The organism is Streptomyces sp. NPDC037273 (genome assembly GCF_055603625.1).
Genome location: NZ_JBVJVO010000011.1, coordinates 16374 through 36412 on the forward strand (window position 1 = coordinate 16374; position 20039 = coordinate 36412).

The following is a 20039-nucleotide window of genomic DNA, read 5'->3' on the forward strand; positions in this document are numbered from 1 at the left end:
GACTCGATCCGGGCCTACGAGGAGCGCGGCGGCCGGTACCGGGTCGACCTGGACAACATCGGCGCAACGCCTGTACGTCACGCCGCTGCCCGCGCCCGCCGGGCTGCCCGCCTCCTGTATGCCCGGGAGCGGAGCAGGAACCGTTGACAGTCCCGCGTGCGGCTGGCCGAGGCGAAGACGGGACGGCCGCACTCCGGGATGATGGCCGCTCAGCTGGCCATGGCCAGCTCCGTGCGTGCCCGCTGCAGCAGGTCCCGGACCGCCGGCTCCTTCGGCCAGCGGCGCAACTCCGTCGTGTAGTCCCGCACGTAGTCCCGCGCACGCGTCGACTGCACCCGCGCGAGGATGTCGACCGCCCGGTGCCCCATCGTGACGCCCTCCTCAAGGTTGCCGCCCTGCAGGTGCACCGTCCCGAGCACCGTGAGGCGCAGTCCGACCGAGCGGGCGAACGAGCCCTCGGGCATCGCGTCGGCGTGCCGGTTCCATGTGAACGCCGCCTTCGGGTTACCGAGGTCCCGCCACACCTCGACCGCATCCGACGCGAGCCGGGTGTGGCTCATGTAGCTGATCCACTGCGGATCGTCGCCGGGCCGTGCGCGGCCGAGGAGCGTCTCCGCCTGGGACAGGGCGCGCGACGCTGCCCGAGGGTCCCGTGACCGGCCGTGTGCCCGGGCCTCGACCATCTTCGCGAACGCCAGCACCCGCGGGCTCGCCGATCCCTTCGCGCGCTCGTAGCCGCCCTGGACCATGTCGATGGCCTCGCTCGGGTAGCCGCGCAGCATGGCCTGCAGTGCCATCGTGGACATCACGTGGCTGCCGACCTCGGTGTCGCCGGCCGCGCGGGCGAGCGCGAGGGCTTGGATGAAGTGCCGCTGCGCGGCGTCGTGCTGGCCCATGTCCAGTGCGGCCCAGCCGACGACCCGGGCGAGCTCGGCGGTTACGCAGTACAGCTCGGCGCCGATCTTCTCCGGGTAGGTGCCGACCAGCAGCGGGCTCGCGCGGTGCCGGAGGCAGTCCGCGACGCTGCTGGAGCGCCAGCTGCCACCGCCGTACTTCGAGTCCCAGGAGCGGGCCTCGCTCGCGGCCTGCCATAGCTCCTCCAGGTCCGCGCGGCCGACCTGGATGTTGCCACGGTGCCCGGGCAGTGGCGCGGCGGGTTGGACCAGCCAGCGGGTGACCGGGGTGGTGTAGGCGGCAACGGCGAACGCGCCGCCGATGAAGTCGCGTCGGTGCACGGTGCTCCAGAAGTTCGCGGCGTTGCGTACGGCCTCGCCGGGGTCTCTGGGGAAATCCAACCCCATCGCGGCCGGGTCGACGGGGAGGCCGGCCATGCCCATCTCCGCCAGGGTGACGGGCCTACCGAGGCGTTCTCCCAGCGCAACGGCGATGAGCTCGGGCGCCGGGGCGTCGGGGATCATGCCCTTGTCCACCCAGTTACCGACACTCGTATGGGTGTATGCGCGCGGCTGACCGCGCTGCGTGGAGAGCTCGTTCACCCGCTGCGCGAGGCCCTTGCGGCTGCGGCCGCTCGCGGCCAGGAGCGCGCCGAGGCGGTGGTTCGGCTCGTGGGTCCTGCGTGGTGCCGGCGCCATGAGGGATCTCCTGCCTGCCGGTGGCCGGGCTTCGAGGGTAGGCCCGCGGGCAGCAACACCGTTACCGCTTCTGTGTTCTGTGGGCCCCCTCCGTGTGCCTGTCGGGCTCGACCCCTCCGGGAGTGTGCTGGAAGCCGGTCGGACCGCTCCTCGCGACAGGGCAGGGCGGCCGTCCCCCGGAATGGAGACGCGCATGCGCCAACTGCTCGTCACCGGCGGCGCCGGTTTCATCGGATCCCACTTCGTCAAGCGGATGCTCGCCGCCGAGGACGTCGAGCGGATCACCGTCCTCGATGCCCTCACCTACGCGGGCAACCTGGACAACCTGGGTCCGGCGCTCGAATCGCCGAAGCTCACGTTCGTTCACGGCAACATCCTCGACACCACGCTCGCCACCGACCTGATGGCCCGCCACACCGCGGTCGTGCACTTCGCCGCCGAGTCCCACGTCGACCACAGCTTCGTCGATGCCGGGACGTTCGCGGCGACGAACGTACTGGGCACCCAGCGGCTCCTGGCGGCCGCGGCCAAGGCCGAGGTGTCCAAGTTCGTCCACGTGTCCACCGACGAGGTCTACGGGCCGCTCCTGGACGGTGCCGCGACTGAGGACGCGCCACTGCGCCCGACTGTCCCCTACGCCGCGAGCAAGGCCGCCTCGGACCTGGTCGCCCTGTCGTACGCGGTCACGTTCGGGCTGCCGGTGTGCGTCACCCGCTCCTCGAACAACTACGGGCCCGGCCAGCACCCGGAGAAGGTCATCCCCCGGTTCATCTCCGCCCTGATGCGCGGCGGCAAGGTCACCGTGCACGGGCAGGGCCAACACGTGCGGAACTGGCTGCACGTCGAGGACAACTGCGCCGGCGTCGAGCTCGTGCTGCGCGACGGCATGCCCGGCGAGGCCTACAACCTCGGCCTGGGTACGGACCTGACGACCCGGGAGCTGACGGCGCTGCTGCTGCGTGCCTGCGACGCGGATTGGAGCCGCGTGGTGTACGTCCCGGACCGGACCGCGAACGACCTGCGGTACGCGATGGACTGCGCCAAGGTCCAGCAGCTCGGCTACCGGCCGTGCCGCTCTCTCGACGACGGTCTCGCCGAGACCGTCGCCTGGTACCTGCACCACCCGGACCGCCGGGTGGTGCAGGCCCCGAGCGCGCAGCCCCCGGTCCCCGCCGCCGGCATCGCGGCCCCGAGCCCGGAGCGTGACCGTGTCCGGTGACCAGTTGCCGCACCACGCGCTGCTCGTGCTCGGCGCATCGGAGGAGCACATCCCTCTCTACGAGGAGGCCAGGCGCCGGGGAATTGCGACCATCGCCGTCGACATGCGCCCGGACGCCCCCGCGTTCCCCTTCGCCGTCGCGGCGATCAACGTCTCCACCCGGGACGCGGACGCCATCGCCGAAGCGCTGGGCGACACGCGGCCCGCCGGGATCGTGGTCGGCGCGACCGACGCCGCGCTGCTCACCTGGCGTGTCCTGGGCCTGCGCTACGGCATGCCCTACGTGTACCCGCAGGCAGCCTTGGCGGGCCTCGACAAGGCCGCCTTCCACCAGGTCGTCGCGTCCTGCGGCGTCGCCGACTACGGGTGGACCACGTCCACTGACCCGGGCGAAGTCGCTGCGAAGGCCGCCGAGTTGCGTTTCCCGCTCATGGTCAAGCCGGTGGACGGATCGGGCAGCAAGGGCATCACCCGCGTCACCCACCCCGACGGCCTCCCCGCAGCCATCGCCCGCGCAAGCGCCCACTCCGCCTCACAGGCCGTGATCGCCGAGGAATTCGTCCACGGGCGACAGCTGACCATCGACCTGTTCCTCCAGGGCGGCACATCGCTCATGACCTGCATCAAGGACCAACACCTCGTGGCCGGCAGGAGCGTCGTTCGGCGCATCATCACGGCGCAACTCTCCCCGGCCAAGCACCGTCACCTAGAGGAAGTCGCCGTCCGGCTGTGCCGTGCGCTGGGCATCACGGACGGGCCCGCGAATTTCGACCTCGTCCTCGGCGAGGACGGCCAGGGCCGCATCGTCGAAGCCAACCCGCGCCTGAGCGGGGACAGCATCCCGCGCCTGCACGAGGCCGCCCTGGGCGTCAACGTCGTAGGCGCGCTCATCGCACTCGCGCTCGGCGAGCCGTTCGACGCCTATCTGAGGCAGACACGCAACGCGCACGCCGGCGTGGAACTGCTCGGCTCCCCCCTCGACGCGGAAGGCGAACTGGTCACGTGGGAGGGGGCCGCCGAAGCGCGCAACGTCCCCGGTGTCACCGGCATCGAGCTGTACGCCCAGCCCGGCGACCTGGTGCACCCGCATGACCAGTCCGGCCACAAGATCGGCATGATCACCGCCGCCGGACCGTCGCCCGCAGAGGTGTCCGCGGCCCTGGACAAGGCGATCTCACGGCTCCGACCGATCATCCGACCCACCCGGGAGGAATCGTGACCACCCCGCCGCGGCCCGACGCCGCACGCAACGCCACCCCCTACCTGTACGGGACGGAACTCGACGCCGTGGGGCGCGTCCTGACCGAAGGCCAGTACGGACACACCGCCGTCACCGAACAGTTCGAGCAGGAAGTCGCCCGGTTCCTCGGCGTGCCGGACGCCGTGGCCACCGCCTCCGGCACGGCCGCAATGCACTGCGCCCTGCTGGCCGCCGGCATCGGCCCCGGCCACGAGGTGATCGTCCCCTCGATGACGTTCTGCGCCACCATCCAGGCCATCCTGGCCTGCGGGGCCACGCCCCGGTTCATCGAGGTAAACCCCGACACCCTGTGCATCGAACCGGCCGCCGTCCTGGAAGCCCTCACCCCCGCCACCCGAGCCGTACTGCCGGTCCTGTTCGGCGGCCGGGCCGTGGATCTGGGCGGGGCCCACGACACCCTCCACGAGCGCGGCATCGCCGTGATCGAGGACGCCGCCCACGCCTTCGGCTCCTACCGCGGCTCCGTGCGGGTCGGCAATACCGGCGACCTGACGTGCTTCTCGTTCGGGCCGGTCAAGAACCTCACCTGCGGACAGGGCGGCATGGTCATCCCCCGCAACGCCGAGGAGGCCGCCACCCTGCGCGAGCTGCGCATGCTCGGCGTCGTCGTCTCGCAGGCCCAGCGGCAGGCCTCCACCACCTACCGCGTGGAGGGCTTCGGGCTGCGCTACCAGCTGTCCTCGATCAACGCGGCGATCGGCCTGGCCCAGCTCCCCAAGTTCAAGACGACCGAGGTCACGCGCCAGGAGCTGTGGCGGGCCTACCGGGCTGCGCTGCACGGCGCGAAGGGCATCACGCTGGTGGACGTGGACGTGGACCGCACGGTGCCGCATCTGTGCGTGGTGCGGGTCGAGGGCCGCGAGGAGGTCTTCCAGCGGATGATCGCCTCCGGGATCGCGGTCGGCGTCCACTACCCTCCCAACCACCTCCAGCCCGCCTTCGCCCCGTGGCGGCGCGATCTGCCCGTCACCGAGCAGGCCGGGCGGGAGATCCTGTCGTTGCCCTTCCACCAGTACATAACCAAGGACGACGTACGCCACGTCACCTCCGCCCTCAAGGACGCGGCCTGCGGGAAGCGGCAGTGACGCGGGCCCTGCCCGCCGGCCGGTAGCTGCGGCGCGCGGGAGCCCGGGGCGGACCTCCCTCCCCGGGCTCCCGCCCGTCAGCGCCCTGTGGCCGAGAAGAGCAGGTCCACCAGCCGGTCGGCGGCATCCGGCCGGCCGTAGGAGCGCGCCCGGTCCGCGATGTCCGCGCGGCGGCGGGTGTCGGTCAGCAGCGGGCCGACCGCCTCACGCAACTGCGCCGCCGTCACCGTGCCGAGGAGCGCGACTGCTGCTCCGGCGTCGTTCAGGTGGCTGGCGTTGTGGGCCTGCTCGTTGCCAGCCGAGGTGGCGAGCGGGATGAGGACGGCGGCCTTGCCCAGGGCAGTCAGCTCGGCGATCGTGCCCGCTCCGCTGCGGGAGATCACCACGTCGGCCAGTGCGAGGACGTCGGGCAGCTCCGGACCGACGAAGCCCGTCAGCAGGTACCGGGACGCCAGGTCGGCGGGGAGAGCACCGGCGCGGGTGCGCAGCGTTTCGACGTTGTCGGGGCCGCACTGGTGGATCACGTTGGCGCCGCCCAGCAGCCACGGCAGCACGTCGGCCACGAGACCGTTGATCTGCTCCGAGCCCTGCGCGCCGCCGGTGACGTACACGGTCGGCAGGTTGCGGTGGAAGCCGTGCAGCCCGAGGGTCTGGATCGCCTTGTCCGCCTGGCCGGTCAGCACCTCGGGGCGTACCGGGTTGCCCGTGACCACCGCCACCTTGCGGGAAGCCTCCGACAGCAGCGGCAATGTGGAGTCCGAGGAGACGGCGATGCGCGTCGCCTTACCCGCGAGTGTCCGGTTGGCCAGGCCCAGACGGACCGTCTGCTCGTGGACGACGAGCGGCCGGCTGCACAGCGAGGCGGCCACGCCGACCGGAACGGCGACGTACCCGCCCGTCGCAAGCACCACGTCGGGGCGGAATCGGGAGACCACGGCGCGGGCCTGGGCGACGCCGAGCGGCACGCGCGCCATGTCCCGCACGTTCGCGGGGGACAGCATCATGACCGGGTTGCGGTGGCGTCGGATCTTTCCCGTGGCGACCGACACGAAGGCGATCCCCTCGGCCGCCGCAACGCGGGACTCCAGGCTGTCCGCCGTTCCGACCCACAGCACCTCCAGCGCACGGCCCATCGCGGCGAGCCGAGCTTGGAGGGTCCGAACCGCGGTCAGGGCAGGGTACGTGTGACCGCCGGTGCCGCCTCCGGTCACAATCAGCCGGAACGGCTCACTGCTGTGCTGCGTCACGGGGAGCTTCCTCTGTTCGCGGACGTCGTCCGGTCCACGCTAGCGCCTGCCCGGACAGCCCAGCTGGACCGTCACACCTGAGGGGAAGGCGTCCCATGGGGCTTGCGCGGCGCAGGGTGGAAGACGATCCACAGGAACGTCTCGGGCTCGAAGGTCGCCGACGATGCCGTCCACCGGCGGACCGGCTCGTTACGGGGGTACGGGGCCAGCGGTCTTGGGTCAGACGCTCAGGCGGGCTACAGCCTCTCCGGCCAGCCTCTTCACGGCGTTCGCAATGCTTGCGGCCAGGGTGTGACCTGCCGGACGTCGAACCGCCGCCGTCAAAGCAGATGTCGCCGATCGAATTCCCGCATCCGTGAACGTCACGTCATCGCCCTCCGGCCTGCAACTCCCTGGCGACCACGCGGGCTCAGAGCGTGATAGTGAGCGCCCCAAGGAGGAGGCCAAGCAACCCTCCCAGCAGCATGAAAGGCCCGAAAGGGATCACCGAGGAGCGGCTGGCGCGCCGTAGCAGGACCAGGCCGAGCCCGTACACCGCGGCTAGAAGAAAGCCCGCGAATGTCCCCGCGCAGAGGATCTCCCAACCGAACCATCCAAGGGCCGCGCCCAACGGCAGTGCCAGTTTCACGTCACCTAGGCCGAGGCCTCGCGGATTGATCAGGAAGAGCAGCAGATAGGCGCCGCCCAGAGCGAAAGCGCCCAGTAGCGCGTTGGGCCAGGAGCCGACGTTGCGCGGCAGGAGTTCGGCCGCCCCGAGGAGCAGCGGCAGGGCGACCGCGAGTGGCAGGGTCAGTTTGTCTGGCAGCCGGTGGACGCGGACGTCGATACAGGCTAGGAGGACACCGATCGGGGCGGCGAGTAGCCAGACAGCCAACTCGGGTCGGGGCTCGCCAGTGGCGAGGGCGAGCGCGGCACAAGCGAGGGCGGTGAGCAGCGGGGCTGTGATCGGGGTGCCTGTCGCACACTCCTGCCGGCCGGGACCTCCGAGCCAGCCTCGGCCGGGCCCGACGAGCAGATGCCCGGCGGGGCAGTGGTCTCGCCACGGTTCCTCCGGTTCCACGGCGAGTCGGTAGGCGGCACGCGGGACGAGCAGCCCGGTGCCAGCGCCCCACAGGGTGGCGCAGGCGATCAGCAGGGCGTTCACGGGACCGACCCTAGACAGTGGGTGCGGGTCTCCGGGGCGAAACCGCTTGTCCGCAGTCACATGGGGAGGGAGGCATCCAGCCGTCGGTGATGGAAGAGGGAACCGCCCAGCCGTAGTGGTTCCCTCTTCGTGGTCCGTTCGGATCAGGCGCTGCGCTTGACGAGGCGCTCGTAGATGTCGTCGGTTTCGGTTTCGGTGCTGACGTCGAGGCGGCGGTTGATGGTAAGGATGGCCTCGTAGGCGGCGCGGACTCCGTTGTGGTTGCCGGCCTGGTCCTCGATGAGCATCCAGTCCTGGTAGAGGAGTTCGGCGCTGTCGTCGACGTCGAGACCCTGGCGGATGATGCGGCGGGCGGCGTCGAGGTCGGGGCGGGGGCCGGTGCGGTGCCAGGTTGCAAGGGTGTGGACGGTGTCCGTGATCCGAACGAGCATCTCCTGGTAGCGGGCGGCTGCCCAGGCTGGCGGTGTTCCGCCGAAGGGGATTCCACGCACCAGGGACAGGGCGTCCTCGAGGTCCTGGATGCCTGTGGAGGGGCCCCGGGTCAGACCGCGTTCCGCAAGTCGGGTGAAGCGGTCCCAGTCGCTGCGGACCCTGGGGGAAAGTCTGTAGATACCGGTGCGGTCGCGCGGCAGGTAGAGACCGCCGTCGGGGTCGGTTCCCAGGCTGTTGCGGAGCTGGGAGATGCGGGTCTGGAGGGTGGCGGTACCCCAGGGCGAGCGGGGGTCCATCGCTTCGCGGACGGCGTCGGGCGGGCCGGGCTTGAAGTAGAGGTACGCGGCGAGCTGGGCAAGCTTGGGGCCGTGGCCGGAAGCCTTGATGCCGGTGACGGCGACCGGGCCGAGAACCTGCACCTCGGGGGCGTGCAGGTCGACCGCGTCGCCTGACTCGGCCTCACCGGTGCTCCGGCCGTTATCAGTGGCGGCTGGTGCCTGCTGTGCGGGGAGCGTTTCGGCCTCGGAGGGCGAGGTGGTACCGGCCTGCTGCTGGGAAGCGGCGCCCTGGTCCTGTGCTTCCGCGATGCTGATGTCGGACGCAGCCTCGGGTCCAGTCGTGTCTGGCCTTCTGTCCGTCTCTTCCTTCTCCGGTGTCGTCTCCGCGATGCCCTGCTCTGGCGCGGGTGCGTGGGTGGCGGGCGCGGGGACGGGGGCGAGGGGACGAGTGGCGGTGAACGCGGCGAACGGGGTGGTCGGCGTGCTGGCCGGGTTTGTGCGGCCTGTGTCGGTGATGGTCACGGCGGTCGGTGGGACCTGGGTCCAGGGTTCCTCGGCGGGCTGGGCCGGCTGGTCGGCCTGGCGGAGCAGGTCGGCGAAAGCCTGGTAGTCGTCTTCGGGCAGTGCTTGGACGATCAGGTCGGCGTCGAGGATGTCGACGTGCTGGGGACGGGTCGTGCCGACGGCGAGGTGGATTGCGTCGTCGAAGGCGCCGAAGGCCCCGGCGGTTCCCTGGGCGGGCAGGACGAGTGCGACGGGCAGTTCGCGGGCCGCGGTGAGGGTGTCGGCCAGGAGCTTTGCTTCGTTTTCCTCTATGTCGACGGCGCAGACCAAGGTCCAGGGCATGCGAGGCGGAGCGTCGTCGCCGTCCGCCTGCTGACGCTGTTCCAGGAGAAGTTCGGCGAGGTCGGTGCGGGCGGCCGCGAGGTGAGGGACGGCGCGGAGGCGATTTTGTGGGAGGAGGGCGGGGAGTTCGTCGCCGAGGCCGACGGTGATGATCTCGGCGTGGTCGCTCCAGGTGCTTGTGGCGGCCTCGAGTGCGAGGACCCGCGCGGTGTCGCGTACGGCGGTGGGGGTTCCATCGAGGAGAAGGACGCGGGAGAGGTTCAGGTTGATCAGGAGATGGTTGCCGTCGGGGTCGGTGCCGAGGGTGACCAGGCCGGGATAGGGGGCTGGGATGTCTGCCGCGTCGGAGGGGTCGAGGAGGTCCTGGGCGGGGTCCAGCACCCAGCGGCCCGGGCCGAGAAGGGTGAACGGCGCCAGGGCGGGGGGTTCCTCTGTTGGCAGGGGCAGATCGTCGAGGTCATCGTCGTCGCGGCCTTGGGTGGGGTGCGGGATGGTGGGGAGGAGGAGTTCGACGGTGCGGGCTGTGATCCTTGCGCCGGTCGCGGCCGGGATGGCGAGGCCTTGCTCGTCGGCGTGGTGGGCGAGGGTGCGCAGGGCGAGGTCGAGGAGTTCGAGGCTGCCGGGGTCGGCGGCCGCGTGGAGGGTCTGCTCGGCCGCTTCGTTGTCGATGGGGGCAGGCAGCTGACCGGGCTTGCGGCGGCGACGCTGGAGCATGCGCACGGTGGCAAGGGTGACGAGGAGGCTGCCGGCGGCGAGCATCCCGATGCCTGCCATGTCGGAGATCCGGCTGCCGTCGGCTTCCTCGGACGTAGGCGCCGCGGGCTCGGCCGAGATGGAGGGCACAGCTGACGACGGGCCTGTGGGTACCGCCGGTGGCGATGCCGCGGGGGCCGGGGTGGTGGTACGTGTGGGGGTCTGTGCTGGGGCAGGGGTCTTGGTCCGGTCTGGGACGGCCGTAGGTGCTGTGGTCGGCGGCGCTGGAGCAGTCTGAGCTGGCACCGGTGCGACCGGAGCAGGCTTTGCCGGGGCGGGCTTCGCGGGGGCGGCGGGCTTGTCGGTGGCCCGTGGCGGAGGTGAGGTCGTCTCGGCCGGCGGGGTGGTGGGGGCGGCTGCGTGCGGGATGGTCAGCTTCCAGCCGGTACGGATGTCGTCGGGATCGGTCAGCCGGCCGCCGTCAGGCTGGGGCTTGTTCCTGTTTGCGTCGAAGATCTCGGTGTAGCGGTCGCCATCGCCGAGCTGTTCCTCTGCGACCTGCCACAGGGTGTCCCCACTGGCCACGGTGTACGCGTCGGCTTGCCGCGAAGCCGGGCCGGGCGGCACTGCGTCGACGACGGGGGTGTCCGGGAGGCGCAGGACCCAGCCGGGCCTGATGGGTGCGTCGGCATGGAACACGGTGCCGTCGGCCATCGTGCGGCCTTCGTTGGCGTCGGCAATCTTGGTGTACTGCTCGCCGTGCCCGTATAGCTGCTCGGCGATGGACCACAGGCTCTCGGCCGGCCGTACGGCGCGGACGGTGTAGGTCTGCTCGGCGGTCTTCTCGGTGACCGCGTTGGTCGCAGCGCCGTGGGTTTGGGGGGTGGTGGCCGGGACGGCAGCAGCAGTAGCCGCGGACACACTCGGGGCGCTGGCAGCCAGGGCGGGGGCGGCGGTGGCAAGGGTGCTGGAGGCGAACAGGACCAGGATGCCGCTGACGAGGGTTCCGGCGGCGCGCTGGGACAGGCGCAGGCCCGGCAGGCGGGGTGCGGTGCGGCCGCGGAGCTGGGCGGGGATCTCGACCAGGAGCGAGAGGACGAAGGTGGTCCAGGCGATCCAGCCGACAGCGACCAGGGCGAGGAGAAACGCGGCGCCGGTGTCCGTGCGGGTGAGTAGGTGGGTGAAGGCGTCGATGCCGGAGGCCCATACGGCGGCGGTGGTCTTGGTGAGGATCCAGGGCAGGCCGGCAGTGACCGCGGCGAGGACAACGAGGGAGGCCAAGGCGCGGGGCAGGCGTCTGGCGAGGGAGCGGTGTGCGGGCATCGGCGGTCTCAGTCCTTCGTGGGTTGGGTGATGCCGTGCAGGAGCGTGGCGGAGCTGATGGCGGTCACCGTCCAGGTGTGGGGGACGAAGCGGCCGCGGTAGCTGCCGGTGGCGTGGATCTGGATGCGTCGTCCGCCGTCGGTGACGGTGACGGTGCCTCGGAAGCCGGCGCGGGCGAGGTAGGCGCGAGCGGCGGCGCTCGCGGCGTTCGGGTCGGCGATGACTGCTTGGCCAGCGACTGCTTTGGCGGGGTCGATGGCCTGGGCTGCGGCGCGGGCGGCTTCGGTAGCGGCGGCGTCGGTGCGTTCGTGGGTGCGGCTGACACCGAAGGCGTCCACAGCCAGGAGGCCGCCGAGCAGGAGAAGGGGGACGGTGATGATGGCGACGAACGGTGAGATGGCGCCTCGGTCACCGCCCAGGCGGCTGTGGCGGTGCGGGTGGGCCTGGGGATTGTTGGTGGTGGTCATCCGCGTCCTCTATAGGTGTCGACGACGGAGGTGAAGCTGGCCGTCATCGTCCGCACCCTGGGTCCGCCGCCGAGCAGCAGAAGGTCCCCGATGAGGACGCGACACGAGACGGTGACCGTGACGGTGGATGTCTCGCCCAGAGCGGCGCCGAGGCCGCTGGTGGCGGCACGGACGCTCGTGGAGGTGCAGGGCTGGCCCTCCTGCGCAAGGACATCGGCGGCCGCGGTCTGTGCGGCGGACTGCCCGGCGTCCGGGGTCCGTTCGAGGGAGGCTGCGCGGGCGGCGGCCTGGGCGGCGGCGTCCACGGTCTGTCCGGCCAGGGACAGGCGGGCGCCGGCGATGACGACCAGGGCGAGGGCCAGGAGCAGGGGGACGACGATGACCGCCTCGATCGCGACGTCGCCCCGGTCTCCTCTTAGCTGGCCACGCGTGCGCAGGCGGACGCCCAAGCGCAACTTTCGTCGTTCGGCCATCAGTTGCCTCCTGCTTGCCGCCACTGCTCGATGGGGCCGGACGCCGAGGATTTGACGGTGATGCCCCCCAGTCCGGGGACCAGGGAGACGGCCTGGCCTTCGACGCGGATGCTCATGCGGTCGCGGGTGGTGCCGGAGGTGGAGACATGGACGCCGGTGAGCAGGTTGCCGCCGAGGTCGGCGGCTGCCTTGCGGGCCTTGGTGGCTCCGTCCTCGGGTCGGGCCTCGTACATGCGGCCTGCTGAGACGCCTTCGCGGGCGGCGGTGGCGACGGCGTTGTGTGCCCAGGCGATGGTGAAGCCCTGCACGATGGCGAAGAGGAGCAGGATGACGACCGGGAAGATGATCGCCACCTGGAGGGAGGTGGATCCTCGGTCCCGGTCGTGGGCCTGCGGCAGAAGGCTGCGGATGGGCATGGCCGGCATGGTGTCTTGGTCGCGGATGGCTGTTAGCCGCCGAGGATGCCGGAGAGCTTGCCGTTCGCGCGGCCGTAGGCGGCGGCCAGTCCGCCGGCGATGAGGAGGGCACCGGCCACTGCGGCGACGATGATGACGACGGTCGAAATCGGGCTGTCGCCCCGGTCGTCAGTGTCGCCGTTCTTGATGTCTTCCAGGTGGGAGCGGAGCGCGCCGGCGGTGACGGTGAGCGCGGCCTGGGCGTAGAGGAGCGGGCTCTTCACGGTGGGTCCTTCCGGTCGGATGGCCTCGCGTTGGCGGGGCCTGGTGGTGGGTCAGATGGAGAAGATGTTGAGGACGGCCGGGAACGCCATGGCGATCATGGCGATGACGGCCAGCAGGGCGGCTGGGGTGTGGAGCTTTTCGCTGTCGGCGTTCGCGCGGGCCGCGTCGGCGGTGAACAGTTCGTTGGTGAGACCCTTGGCGCGGTTGCGCAGCGTGTCGTAGACGGAGGCGCCGTCGTCGGACGACAGGCGCATGATGTCGGCGACGTCTGTCAGGACCGGCAGGTTGAGCTGCGTGCCCAGGTCGTCGAGCGCTGCCCAGGGCGAGGACTTCTCCGTGCGGGCGCGCAGCAGGGCTTCTTGGATGCGGGCGAAGGCCCAGCCGTGGCCGATGCGGGCAGCGTCCTCGAGGGCCTGGTCGGCGGCGACGTTGGAGGCCATGCGGGTGGCGACCAGGTCCATCCAGGCCGCGGCCGCGTGCGCGAACTCGGTGCGGGCTTTCGCCGCTTCGGTCTTCACCGCCCAGTCGGGCACGAACCACAGCACCGGTGCGAGCAGGACACCGGCGAGGCCGGGGACGAAAAGCGGCACGGACAAGCCCATCAGAACCCAGCCGATCGCCGGAACGAGGGGGACGAGCAGCCCAAGCAGAGCGAGCGCGACCTTGTTGGTCACGAACTGCTCCGGGCTCTGCGCCAGCAGGTCCAGGTCGGCCCGGGGAAGCCGGAGTCGTTCGGCAAGCCGTCCGGCCCACGCGCCACCAAGCGGGGAGGTCGTGGCGGTGGCCGGCTGCTGTCCAGGGCGGGCCGCGGGCGGATCGAGACGGCGCAGGACAGGGCCCAGGCGTGGCGCCGAAGGCAGTAGTTCACGGGCAAGGAGAGCGATGCCCGCGCCGAGGGTGGCGCCGCAGACGACAAGAACGGTCTGGCTCATGCCTGCTCCCCTACCGGTTCGGGCTGCTTGACGCGGCTGCGCGAGTCGTTGATGAGGAAGCGGGGCACGGGTGTGTGGCTGGCGAGTTTCCTGGTCCACCACAGCACGGCGGCGAAGGCCGCTCCGAGCAGGGCGAGGACGAGCTGGCCGAGTGCGGTGGCGTAGGGCGCGGTGTAGGGGATGAGAAAGCCGATCAGGACCAGGGCCGCGCAGATGAGGGTCATCGAACGCATGGCGGTGCGGGACTTGGCACGGTCGGCCTCGATCTTGCGGCGGGCGGCGACTTCCTCGCGCAGCTGGGCGGCGGTGTCCTCGAGGACCTGCGCGAGCCCCGGGCCGGGGTCGACGGCGCAGAGCATGAGCGCGGCGCACGCCTTGTCGGCGGTCACGTCGTCGAGGCGGTCGGCGAAGTCACGCAACGCGTCCACGGGCAGCCATCCGGCCTTGATCTTGTCCGCGAGCTCGGCGACCTCCTCGGCGAGCGCCGCCGGCGGGTTCTTGCGGCTGGTGACCAAGGCCTGTTCGAGCGCAAAGCCCAGACGCAGGATCTCCGACAGGCGCTGCGTCCAGTCCGCGAGCGCCTCCAGCTTCACGATCCGGGCCTTGCCACCGGAGCCCGCGTCGAGCAGCCACGGCACCCCGACGACACCGGCGCCAAGCAGCAGGGCGGCGACGAACACGCCGGAGACGAACCACACCACCACGAAGGTGACCCCGGCCATGGTGAGCAGGGCTCGGCGGCGGGCCGCTTCTCTCTGCCCTCCCTGGCCGCGCCATGCCGTACGCAGGCGGGATGCCCGGCCGGCGGTCTTGGGGGCGGTCGTACCGATGGTCGCGACGATGGCGGCGAGGACGCCGCCGGCGATGAGGACCCCGCACAGGGTCCACCACAAAGCTCCCATCACACTCCCCCCGTCCAGGCGTGACCGACCGGCTGGTCGAGCAGATGCGTGGCGAACCCGGCCAGCTCCAGGCGGCGCCGGGAGCGCGGGGAGAGCGGGGCCGCGGGCACGGCCCGCAGGTCGTCCTCGGCGGCGGGGCGGAAGATCTCGTTGTAGGCGGGACGGCCGTTCTCACCGATGCCCGTGATCTCCCAGATATGAGAGACCAGGCGGCGGGGTGTGGGACCGGACTCGTCGACGGACATGAAGACGACGAAGTGCAGACCGTTGGCGATCTGCCGGTAGGCCAGCTGCTCGGAGAAGTTGCCCCGGGCCAGCAGGTACAGCTCGGCAATGCGGTCGAAGACGACGTGCGGCTCGGAGGCATGCATCGTGCACATGGAACCGGGCCGGTCGCTGGTCAGTGCCTGCATCATCGCGGTGATCTCCGGGCCGCGGACCTCCCCGACGATGACCCGCTTGAGCGACATCCGCTTGGCCCGGTACATCAGATCGAGCAGCGTGATCTCACCGACCGCACGCCCGTCGACCCGCTCACCGTTGGACTCGCGAGCCTCCATCGGCACGACCTGGGTGTGATAGCCGTTCTGGTGGGCCCACAGCTCGAACTCGGTCTCCACCGTGCCGAACCGCTCGTGCTGCGGGATCTCCCGCAGCAACGCCCGCATCAGAGTCGTCTTACCGCTGCTCTGCTCCCCCACCACGATCACGTTGCGGCGCGCACGGACACAGGCGCGCAGCAGCGCCGCGATCGTGGTGTCCATGGCGCCGGCCGTGACGAGGTCGTCGAGCGTGGCGTTCTGCAGCCGGTGGCGCCGGATCGTGACGAACGTCCGCTCCCCGGTGATCTCGGGATGCAGTGCCTGGAGACGAGAGCCGTCCGGGAGACGGATCGCCACATCAGGACTGGCCGTGGAAAACGTACGGCCGGACAGTCCGCTGTTACGGATCAAATCCCGCACCAGCTCCTGAAGCTCCTCCTCCGACTCGGCGACCGGGTGAGCCGCAACAGGCTCACCTTCGCCGCTGTACTTCAAGAACACCCGGTCGTGCCCGTTGATCCAGATGTCCTCCACCGCCGGATCATCCAGGTGCCGCTGGAGGCGGCCCGAGCGGAACAGCATGTCAAAGACCAGAGCCGCGAGCTGCTCCTCCTCGGCGGGGGTCACCACCCGGACCTGGCGGGCCGCATCTCCCCACACGGCGACCCGCTCGCTGATCAGGGCACGGGCCCGCTGTTCGCGAATCTTGCCGACGAGACCAGAGTTCAGCTTCGTCTCGGCCAGCAGATGGTCGTTGACCTGCCGTTTCATCTCGCTGGCAGCCTTCGCGTCCACTCGCACGTGCACCGCACCACGGGCGCCGGGGGTGAAAGCCTGGGTGCTCGCGGGCGCATACCCGGGAGCGGTCCTGCCGTAGGCCAGCGCGGCGGTCTGGCGAACGAAGCTGCGCGGGTCATGTGCAGGGGGCGCGGGCTGGGGAACGGGGGCGGAGTTGGGGTAGACGGGGTCAGCGCGCACCGGGTGCTCCCTTCAGCAGCCGCTGCGCGAGCGGGGAGGCGAGCCGGGCACGGCGTGTGGCGACGTGCTGGCGGATCGGGGTGGTCGCGTCGCGGGCTGCGTTCATGAGCTTCGACGTCATGAACCGGGCCCCTTCCGGAGCGCCGTCGGACAGGACGGCCGCTTCCTCCGGCCGGTACGGCAGGCTCGCCACGACCCGCACGCCGAGCTCAGCCTCGACCTCCCGAGGCCCGTACGGTCCCTGGCTGATGAGGAGCAGGCCGAGGGCGCCGGAGCCGCGGCCGGACTCGCCGTCCAGCATGGCGCGCAGGATCGGGATGCGGGTGGCCGCGGCGTGGACGCTGCGCACGGTTCCCCGCAGGACCAGCAGCACGGTGTCGGCACGCAGTGCAAGGATGCCGGTTTGTCCGAAGGCGCCGGAGCGGCCGAGGTCGACCAGGACGTCGTGCCCATGCTCCTCGATGCCGGCGAACAGGTCTGCCATCTGTCCCCAGACGGGGCTGAGGCTCGGAGCCTGGTCCGGGGAGGTCAGGCCAGGCAACAGCAGCCGGTTGCGTTCGCTGTGCTTCTCGTCGTTCTCCAGCGCGATCAGCTGGGGCCAGAAAGCGGTGACAAGGTCCTGTGTCCGTGAGGAGAGCGCCAGGTTGCGCAGGCCGCGGTCGGCCTGGATCTGGCCCTGGAGTGCGCCTGGCAGGACGGCGCCGCCGTCCGGGTCGCATTCGGCGAGCACCAGACGCCTGCCGTCCTCCAGTGGCCACGTGCGCAGCAGCGCGAGCGCAGTGCTCGTGGTCCCGGGAGCGCCGGGCAAGCCGGCCAGGGCGATGACGGTCATCACGAACCGCCGGGAGAGTCGACGACGAGAGCGATATCGCCGGTCGCGGCCTGGGCGGCTAGCGCCGGCCCGAACTGGGAGGGCACGGCGACGTCGACGACGGTGTCACCGGTGGCGGGCTGCTTCTCCCCCACCTTCACGATCCGCGCGGCGATCTGCACCGGCTCTCGCTGCTTCCCTTCCTCATCTGCCGCAGTCTGCCCCTCAGCGGGGGTGGCCACGACAAGGACCTTGTCCCCTGGGGACAGGCGGGTCGCGGGCATCTGCGACGCCTTCAGCCCGATACCGACCAGCCGCTCCCCCGCCTTCACCAACGTCCGCGTGGTCGCCTGCCCCTGGGTGAGGAGGGAGCCGGGGGTGAGAGCGACGGCGGCCCGCTTGCCGACCACCTTGTCCCGGTCGGCCGCGAGGACGGGCTTGAGGGCGGGGTCGAGCTGGACCTGTGCCTCGATCAGATCGGCATCCTTGATGACGTCGCCGGCCTGCACCGAGCGGGCGACCGCAAGGACCGGGGTCCGCTCCCCCGTCGCCTGGAACGCCAGGAACCCGCCGCTGCCGCCGGCCGCGATCAGCGCGACGGCGAGCGCGTACATGCCGGGGCGCCGACGGCGGGCCCTGAACCCAGCCGCGGCACCGGGGAGCTGCGGAGGTGCCGGCTGTGCGGGCACCTGGCCCGCGGCCGGGGAAACGGCGGTCTTGCTCACGGTCTTTCGCCTCTCCTGAGTGAAACGACGCGACATGCGAAGTGATCGCGGAACGGGTGTCAGCTGCCGACGGCCTGGAGCTCGCCGACCCGGATGTCGACCGCGCTCTGCCGGGTCTGGGTCAGCCGGCCGCTCTGCCCTGTGGTGGCCTGCCAGTCGATCGCCCACGTCGACGTCGCCACCACGTGGTACGAACCCTTCAATGAGGGCTGGTTGTAGCGGTGGCCGCAGTCCGGCGACGGGCGTTTGCCGTACGACGCCTTGTAGGGGGTTCCAGCGGTGGTGCAGGTGACGGTCTTCCCGTCACCCATCTGCCACACGATCCGCTGCACCTTCGCCGTCGCCGTGACGGTGACGCCGCCGGCCGACGCCGAGGCGGTGTTCGGCCCGTACGTCTCCGGGCCCCGCTCGGTCCACAGGTAGACCGGCATCCCGACCAGGCCCATGCCACCGGGCTTCGGCACGATGCCGATGTCGGGCCCGCGCAGAGTCATCTGGTCGACAGCCTGCTGGGCGAGAACAGCGGGGTCTACGGCCACTGCACCGGGTGGTGTCGCTCGCCAGACATTACGCACCTGCGAGAACTCCGTCATTCCGTTGTCGTAGGTGCACGTCTCTTCGTACACGGCTCCGTCACCGGGGTTGTGCCCTTCCCAGTCCAAGCTGCCCGCGGGCGGCTGGGGGTCTAGCTTCTTGTAGGTGCAGACCGGCTGAGTGGCTGGCTTGTCCTGCGCGCCCCCGCCACCTCCTGAGCTGCCGCCTGCCGCCGGTGAGCCGCCGCTGCTGCCGCCACCTGTGCCTGGCACATCAACCTCAACTTGGCAGAAGTAGGGACCGCAGTCCGTGCCGCCCTCGCCGCCAGGTGTGTCCGCGTGAACGGGGGCGATGGAGATCACCGTGGCGCCGAGCACGCCTGCTGCCGCAGCAGCTAGGCGTCCCGGGGTCAGCACTTCTTGCCCTGCGGCTCGTCGCGGATCACACGCCAGCCTTCAGGCCACTTCTCGACGGTGGCCTTGATGACATAGCGCAACAGCCGCTCCTTGGGCAGGGCTACTGGCTTCTTGGAGTCCGCATTGACGACCTGCCACTGTGAGATGTCCAGGCAGCTCGAGATGATGACGTTGGGGATCTTGCGGTTGATGTCCGCACTTGCCGCGGTCGGGTTGCCCACTGCGACCGTACCGAGAGCAAGGGTGTTTCTCTTCCGCATCCTCTCGGTGTCGTTCTCCACCTGCGCCAAGGCCGCCGCAGCGGCGTACCCCTTCAAGTCGCCAGCCTTGTGGGTCCTGTCGGCGTAGCGCTTCTCCACCTCTTTCCAGTAGGAGAGGTAGGTGGCAATCGCTTCCTTCTTCGCGGTCTCGACCGGGTCAGCCGGGGTTTCGCTCTGTGTCGGCTCCTGCGTCGTGGCCGCAACCGAGGTGGCGGGTGGCTTCGGCGATGCAGACTCATTGCTAGTGCAGCCGACCGCGAGAACGGCGGTCGCACACGCCAATGTGATTTTCCGCCACCGTTGCCGGTTGAACGTGCGGGTCATTCTCGCCTCCCGTGGCATATGCGGGCATTTGCCCTCACCTGCGCGATGTCCGTTCCGGGGTAGTGATGTGGCCGCAGGGTATGCGCCATACATTACGCAAAGACACACCCAACTACACAGCCAGTTAGGGCACTTGACAGACTTTCGGCAAGCCGGGCTGGATTCATTCGAAAAGGGCTCGCTGAAATCGGTACGAAAAGCCATGGAATAGCGAGGCGCTAGGTCCCGCGTCACCGGACGGGCTCCCACTCGTTTTGGTGAAGCTCTAGCAGTACACGGGCGGTCCGCCCGTCCCTGAACTCTCCCGCCGCGTCCGCGCCTGCCCATACCAGTCGGACCTCGACGTGGCCGGCGGGCTGGCCCGTCTGGTGTGCGACGGCCGCCTGCACCCGTACGTCGTGGTAGGGGGCGCGCAAGGTCTGTCCGGCGAAGTAGGCGGGCCAGGTGGAGCGGCCGTTTCCGGTGGCCTCGGCAATCCAGACCCGGGTGGCGAGACGGGTGAGGTGGCGTGCGGTCGAGGGCGGCAGGTCTGTGGGGGTGGAGCGGTCGAGCAGGTGCTGGATGGCATAGTCACCCGCCAGCCCGTCACCGGAGACCGGCTGGTCGCTAGGGATGGCCTGGGTGCTCACGCTGGGACGGGTGGTGGGGGTTTCGGCGGTTCGGTCTGGCGCGGCATCGTCACGCACGCCACCGGGGTCGGCCGACGGGCGCGTGGAGGTGGCCGAGTGGCTTGCCGCGAAGGGAGCTGTGCGTGTGGCCGTAGGCCGGGCGCCGGCCGAGGCGGGCCTTGACCCGGAACCAGTGCCATCAAGGAGGACGGCGGCGCCCGCAAGAAGAAGGGCCAGACCAAGCAGGAGAGGGCGGCCGTACGAGGT

19 protein-coding genes are annotated in these 20039 nt (G+C 70.8%); 3 read left to right on the top strand and 16 right to left on the bottom strand.

Annotation, left to right across the window (positions count from 1 at the left end; all coding sequences use genetic code 11):
* Nucleotides 1–209 precede the first annotated feature (209 nt).
* A complete protein-coding gene (locus tag ACZ7G1_RS26305; protein ID WP_470880338.1) occupies nt 210–1592 on the bottom strand; it encodes a sporulation protein in 1383 nt (460 codons plus the stop codon).
* Nucleotides 1593–1785: 193 nt separating this feature from the next.
* Here ACZ7G1_RS26305 and ACZ7G1_RS26310 point away from each other — a divergent pair, with 193 nt between their 5' ends.
* Genes ACZ7G1_RS26310 through ACZ7G1_RS26320 form a run of 3 tightly spaced genes read left to right on the top strand, consistent with a single transcriptional unit; the run spans nt 1786 to nt 5157 of the window.
* The gene (locus tag ACZ7G1_RS26310) at nt 1786–2811 is read left to right on the top strand and encodes a dTDP-glucose 4,6-dehydratase (protein ID WP_470880336.1); all 1026 of its coding nucleotides are present in this window, start codon (nt 1786–1788) and stop codon (nt 2809–2811) included.
* Nucleotides 2801–4030 (top strand): ATP-grasp domain-containing protein, encoded by a 1230-nt coding sequence (locus ACZ7G1_RS26315; RefSeq protein ID WP_470880335.1) that lies wholly within the window; start codon nt 2801–2803, stop codon nt 4028–4030. Before ACZ7G1_RS26310 ends, ACZ7G1_RS26315 begins: the two co-directional genes overlap by 11 nt.
* Complete coding sequence (locus ACZ7G1_RS26320; RefSeq protein ID WP_470880333.1) at nt 4027–5157, top strand: DegT/DnrJ/EryC1/StrS family aminotransferase; 1131 nt, start codon at nt 4027–4029, stop codon at nt 5155–5157. Before ACZ7G1_RS26315 ends, ACZ7G1_RS26320 begins: the two co-directional genes overlap by 4 nt.
* Before the next feature lie 77 nt (nt 5158–5234).
* Here the strand turns inward: ACZ7G1_RS26320 and ACZ7G1_RS26325 are convergent, their stop codons facing one another.
* The 15 genes from ACZ7G1_RS26325 to ACZ7G1_RS26395 form a co-directional block, all read right to left on the bottom strand.
* Complete coding sequence (locus ACZ7G1_RS26325; protein ID WP_470880332.1) at nt 5235–6404, bottom strand: UDP-N-acetylglucosamine--N-acetylmuramyl-(pentapeptide) pyrophosphoryl-undecaprenol N-acetylglucosamine transferase; 1170 nt, start codon at nt 6402–6404, stop codon at nt 5235–5237.
* A 409-nt stretch (nt 6405–6813) separates the two neighbouring features.
* Nucleotides 6814–7548 carry a prepilin peptidase gene (locus tag ACZ7G1_RS26330; RefSeq protein ID WP_470880330.1) on the bottom strand — a complete coding sequence of 245 codons (735 nt, stop codon included), beginning with the start codon at nt 7546–7548 and terminating at the stop codon, nt 6814–6816.
* Nucleotides 7549–7691: 143 nt separating this feature from the next.
* Nucleotides 7692–11120: a LysM peptidoglycan-binding domain-containing protein gene (locus ACZ7G1_RS26335; RefSeq protein WP_470880328.1), complete on the bottom strand. Its 3429-nt coding sequence runs from the start codon at nt 11118–11120 to the stop codon at nt 7692–7694.
* A gap of 8 nt (nt 11121–11128) precedes the next feature.
* Nucleotides 11129–11587 carry a pilus assembly protein TadG-related protein gene (locus ACZ7G1_RS26340; RefSeq protein ID WP_470880326.1) on the bottom strand — a complete coding sequence of 153 codons (459 nt, stop codon included), beginning with the start codon at nt 11585–11587 and terminating at the stop codon, nt 11129–11131.
* Nucleotides 11584–12060, bottom strand: a complete 477-nt coding sequence (locus ACZ7G1_RS26345) for a TadE/TadG family type IV pilus assembly protein (RefSeq protein ID WP_470880325.1) — start codon at nt 12058–12060, stop codon at nt 11584–11586. Before ACZ7G1_RS26345 ends, ACZ7G1_RS26340 begins: the two co-directional genes overlap by 4 nt.
* Nucleotides 12060–12476 (bottom strand): TadE family protein, encoded by a 417-nt coding sequence (locus tag ACZ7G1_RS26350; protein ID WP_470880324.1) that lies wholly within the window; start codon nt 12474–12476, stop codon nt 12060–12062. Before ACZ7G1_RS26350 ends, ACZ7G1_RS26345 begins: the two co-directional genes overlap by 1 nt.
* 32 nt (nt 12477–12508) lie before the next feature.
* Entirely contained in the window at nt 12509–12739 is a 231-nt protein-coding gene (locus ACZ7G1_RS26355) for a hypothetical protein (RefSeq protein ID WP_470880322.1), read from the bottom strand.
* 51 nt (nt 12740–12790) lie between these two features.
* Nucleotides 12791–13672, bottom strand: a complete 882-nt coding sequence (locus tag ACZ7G1_RS26360) for a type II secretion system F family protein (RefSeq protein ID WP_470880320.1) — start codon at nt 13670–13672, stop codon at nt 12791–12793.
* Nucleotides 13669–14574: a type II secretion system F family protein gene (locus tag ACZ7G1_RS26365; RefSeq protein WP_470880318.1), complete on the bottom strand. Its 906-nt coding sequence runs from the start codon at nt 14572–14574 to the stop codon at nt 13669–13671. Before ACZ7G1_RS26365 ends, ACZ7G1_RS26360 begins: the two co-directional genes overlap by 4 nt.
* Complete coding sequence (locus ACZ7G1_RS26370; RefSeq protein WP_470880317.1) at nt 14574–16094, bottom strand: CpaF family protein; 1521 nt, start codon at nt 16092–16094, stop codon at nt 14574–14576. The genes ACZ7G1_RS26365 and ACZ7G1_RS26370 overlap by 1 nt, the downstream gene beginning before the upstream one ends.
* Nucleotides 16084–16926: a hypothetical protein gene (locus ACZ7G1_RS26375; protein ID WP_470880315.1), complete on the bottom strand. Its 843-nt coding sequence runs from the start codon at nt 16924–16926 to the stop codon at nt 16084–16086. Before ACZ7G1_RS26375 ends, ACZ7G1_RS26370 begins: the two co-directional genes overlap by 11 nt.
* Nucleotides 16926–17630 (bottom strand): SAF domain-containing protein, encoded by a 705-nt coding sequence (locus ACZ7G1_RS26380; protein ID WP_470880314.1) that lies wholly within the window; start codon nt 17628–17630, stop codon nt 16926–16928. Before ACZ7G1_RS26380 ends, ACZ7G1_RS26375 begins: the two co-directional genes overlap by 1 nt.
* 59 nt (nt 17631–17689) lie before the next feature.
* Nucleotides 17690–18169, bottom strand: a complete 480-nt coding sequence (locus ACZ7G1_RS26385) for an ATP/GTP-binding protein (protein WP_471204274.1) — start codon at nt 18167–18169, stop codon at nt 17690–17692.
* 404 nt (nt 18170–18573) lie between these two features.
* Nucleotides 18574–19164 (bottom strand): hypothetical protein, encoded by a 591-nt coding sequence (locus ACZ7G1_RS26390; protein ID WP_470880310.1) that lies wholly within the window; start codon nt 19162–19164, stop codon nt 18574–18576.
* A 230-nt stretch (nt 19165–19394) separates the two neighbouring features.
* Nucleotides 19395–19793 carry a hypothetical protein gene (locus ACZ7G1_RS26395; RefSeq protein WP_470880308.1) on the bottom strand — a complete coding sequence of 133 codons (399 nt, stop codon included), beginning with the start codon at nt 19791–19793 and terminating at the stop codon, nt 19395–19397.
* Between the last annotated feature and the right edge of the window lie 246 nt (nt 19794–20039).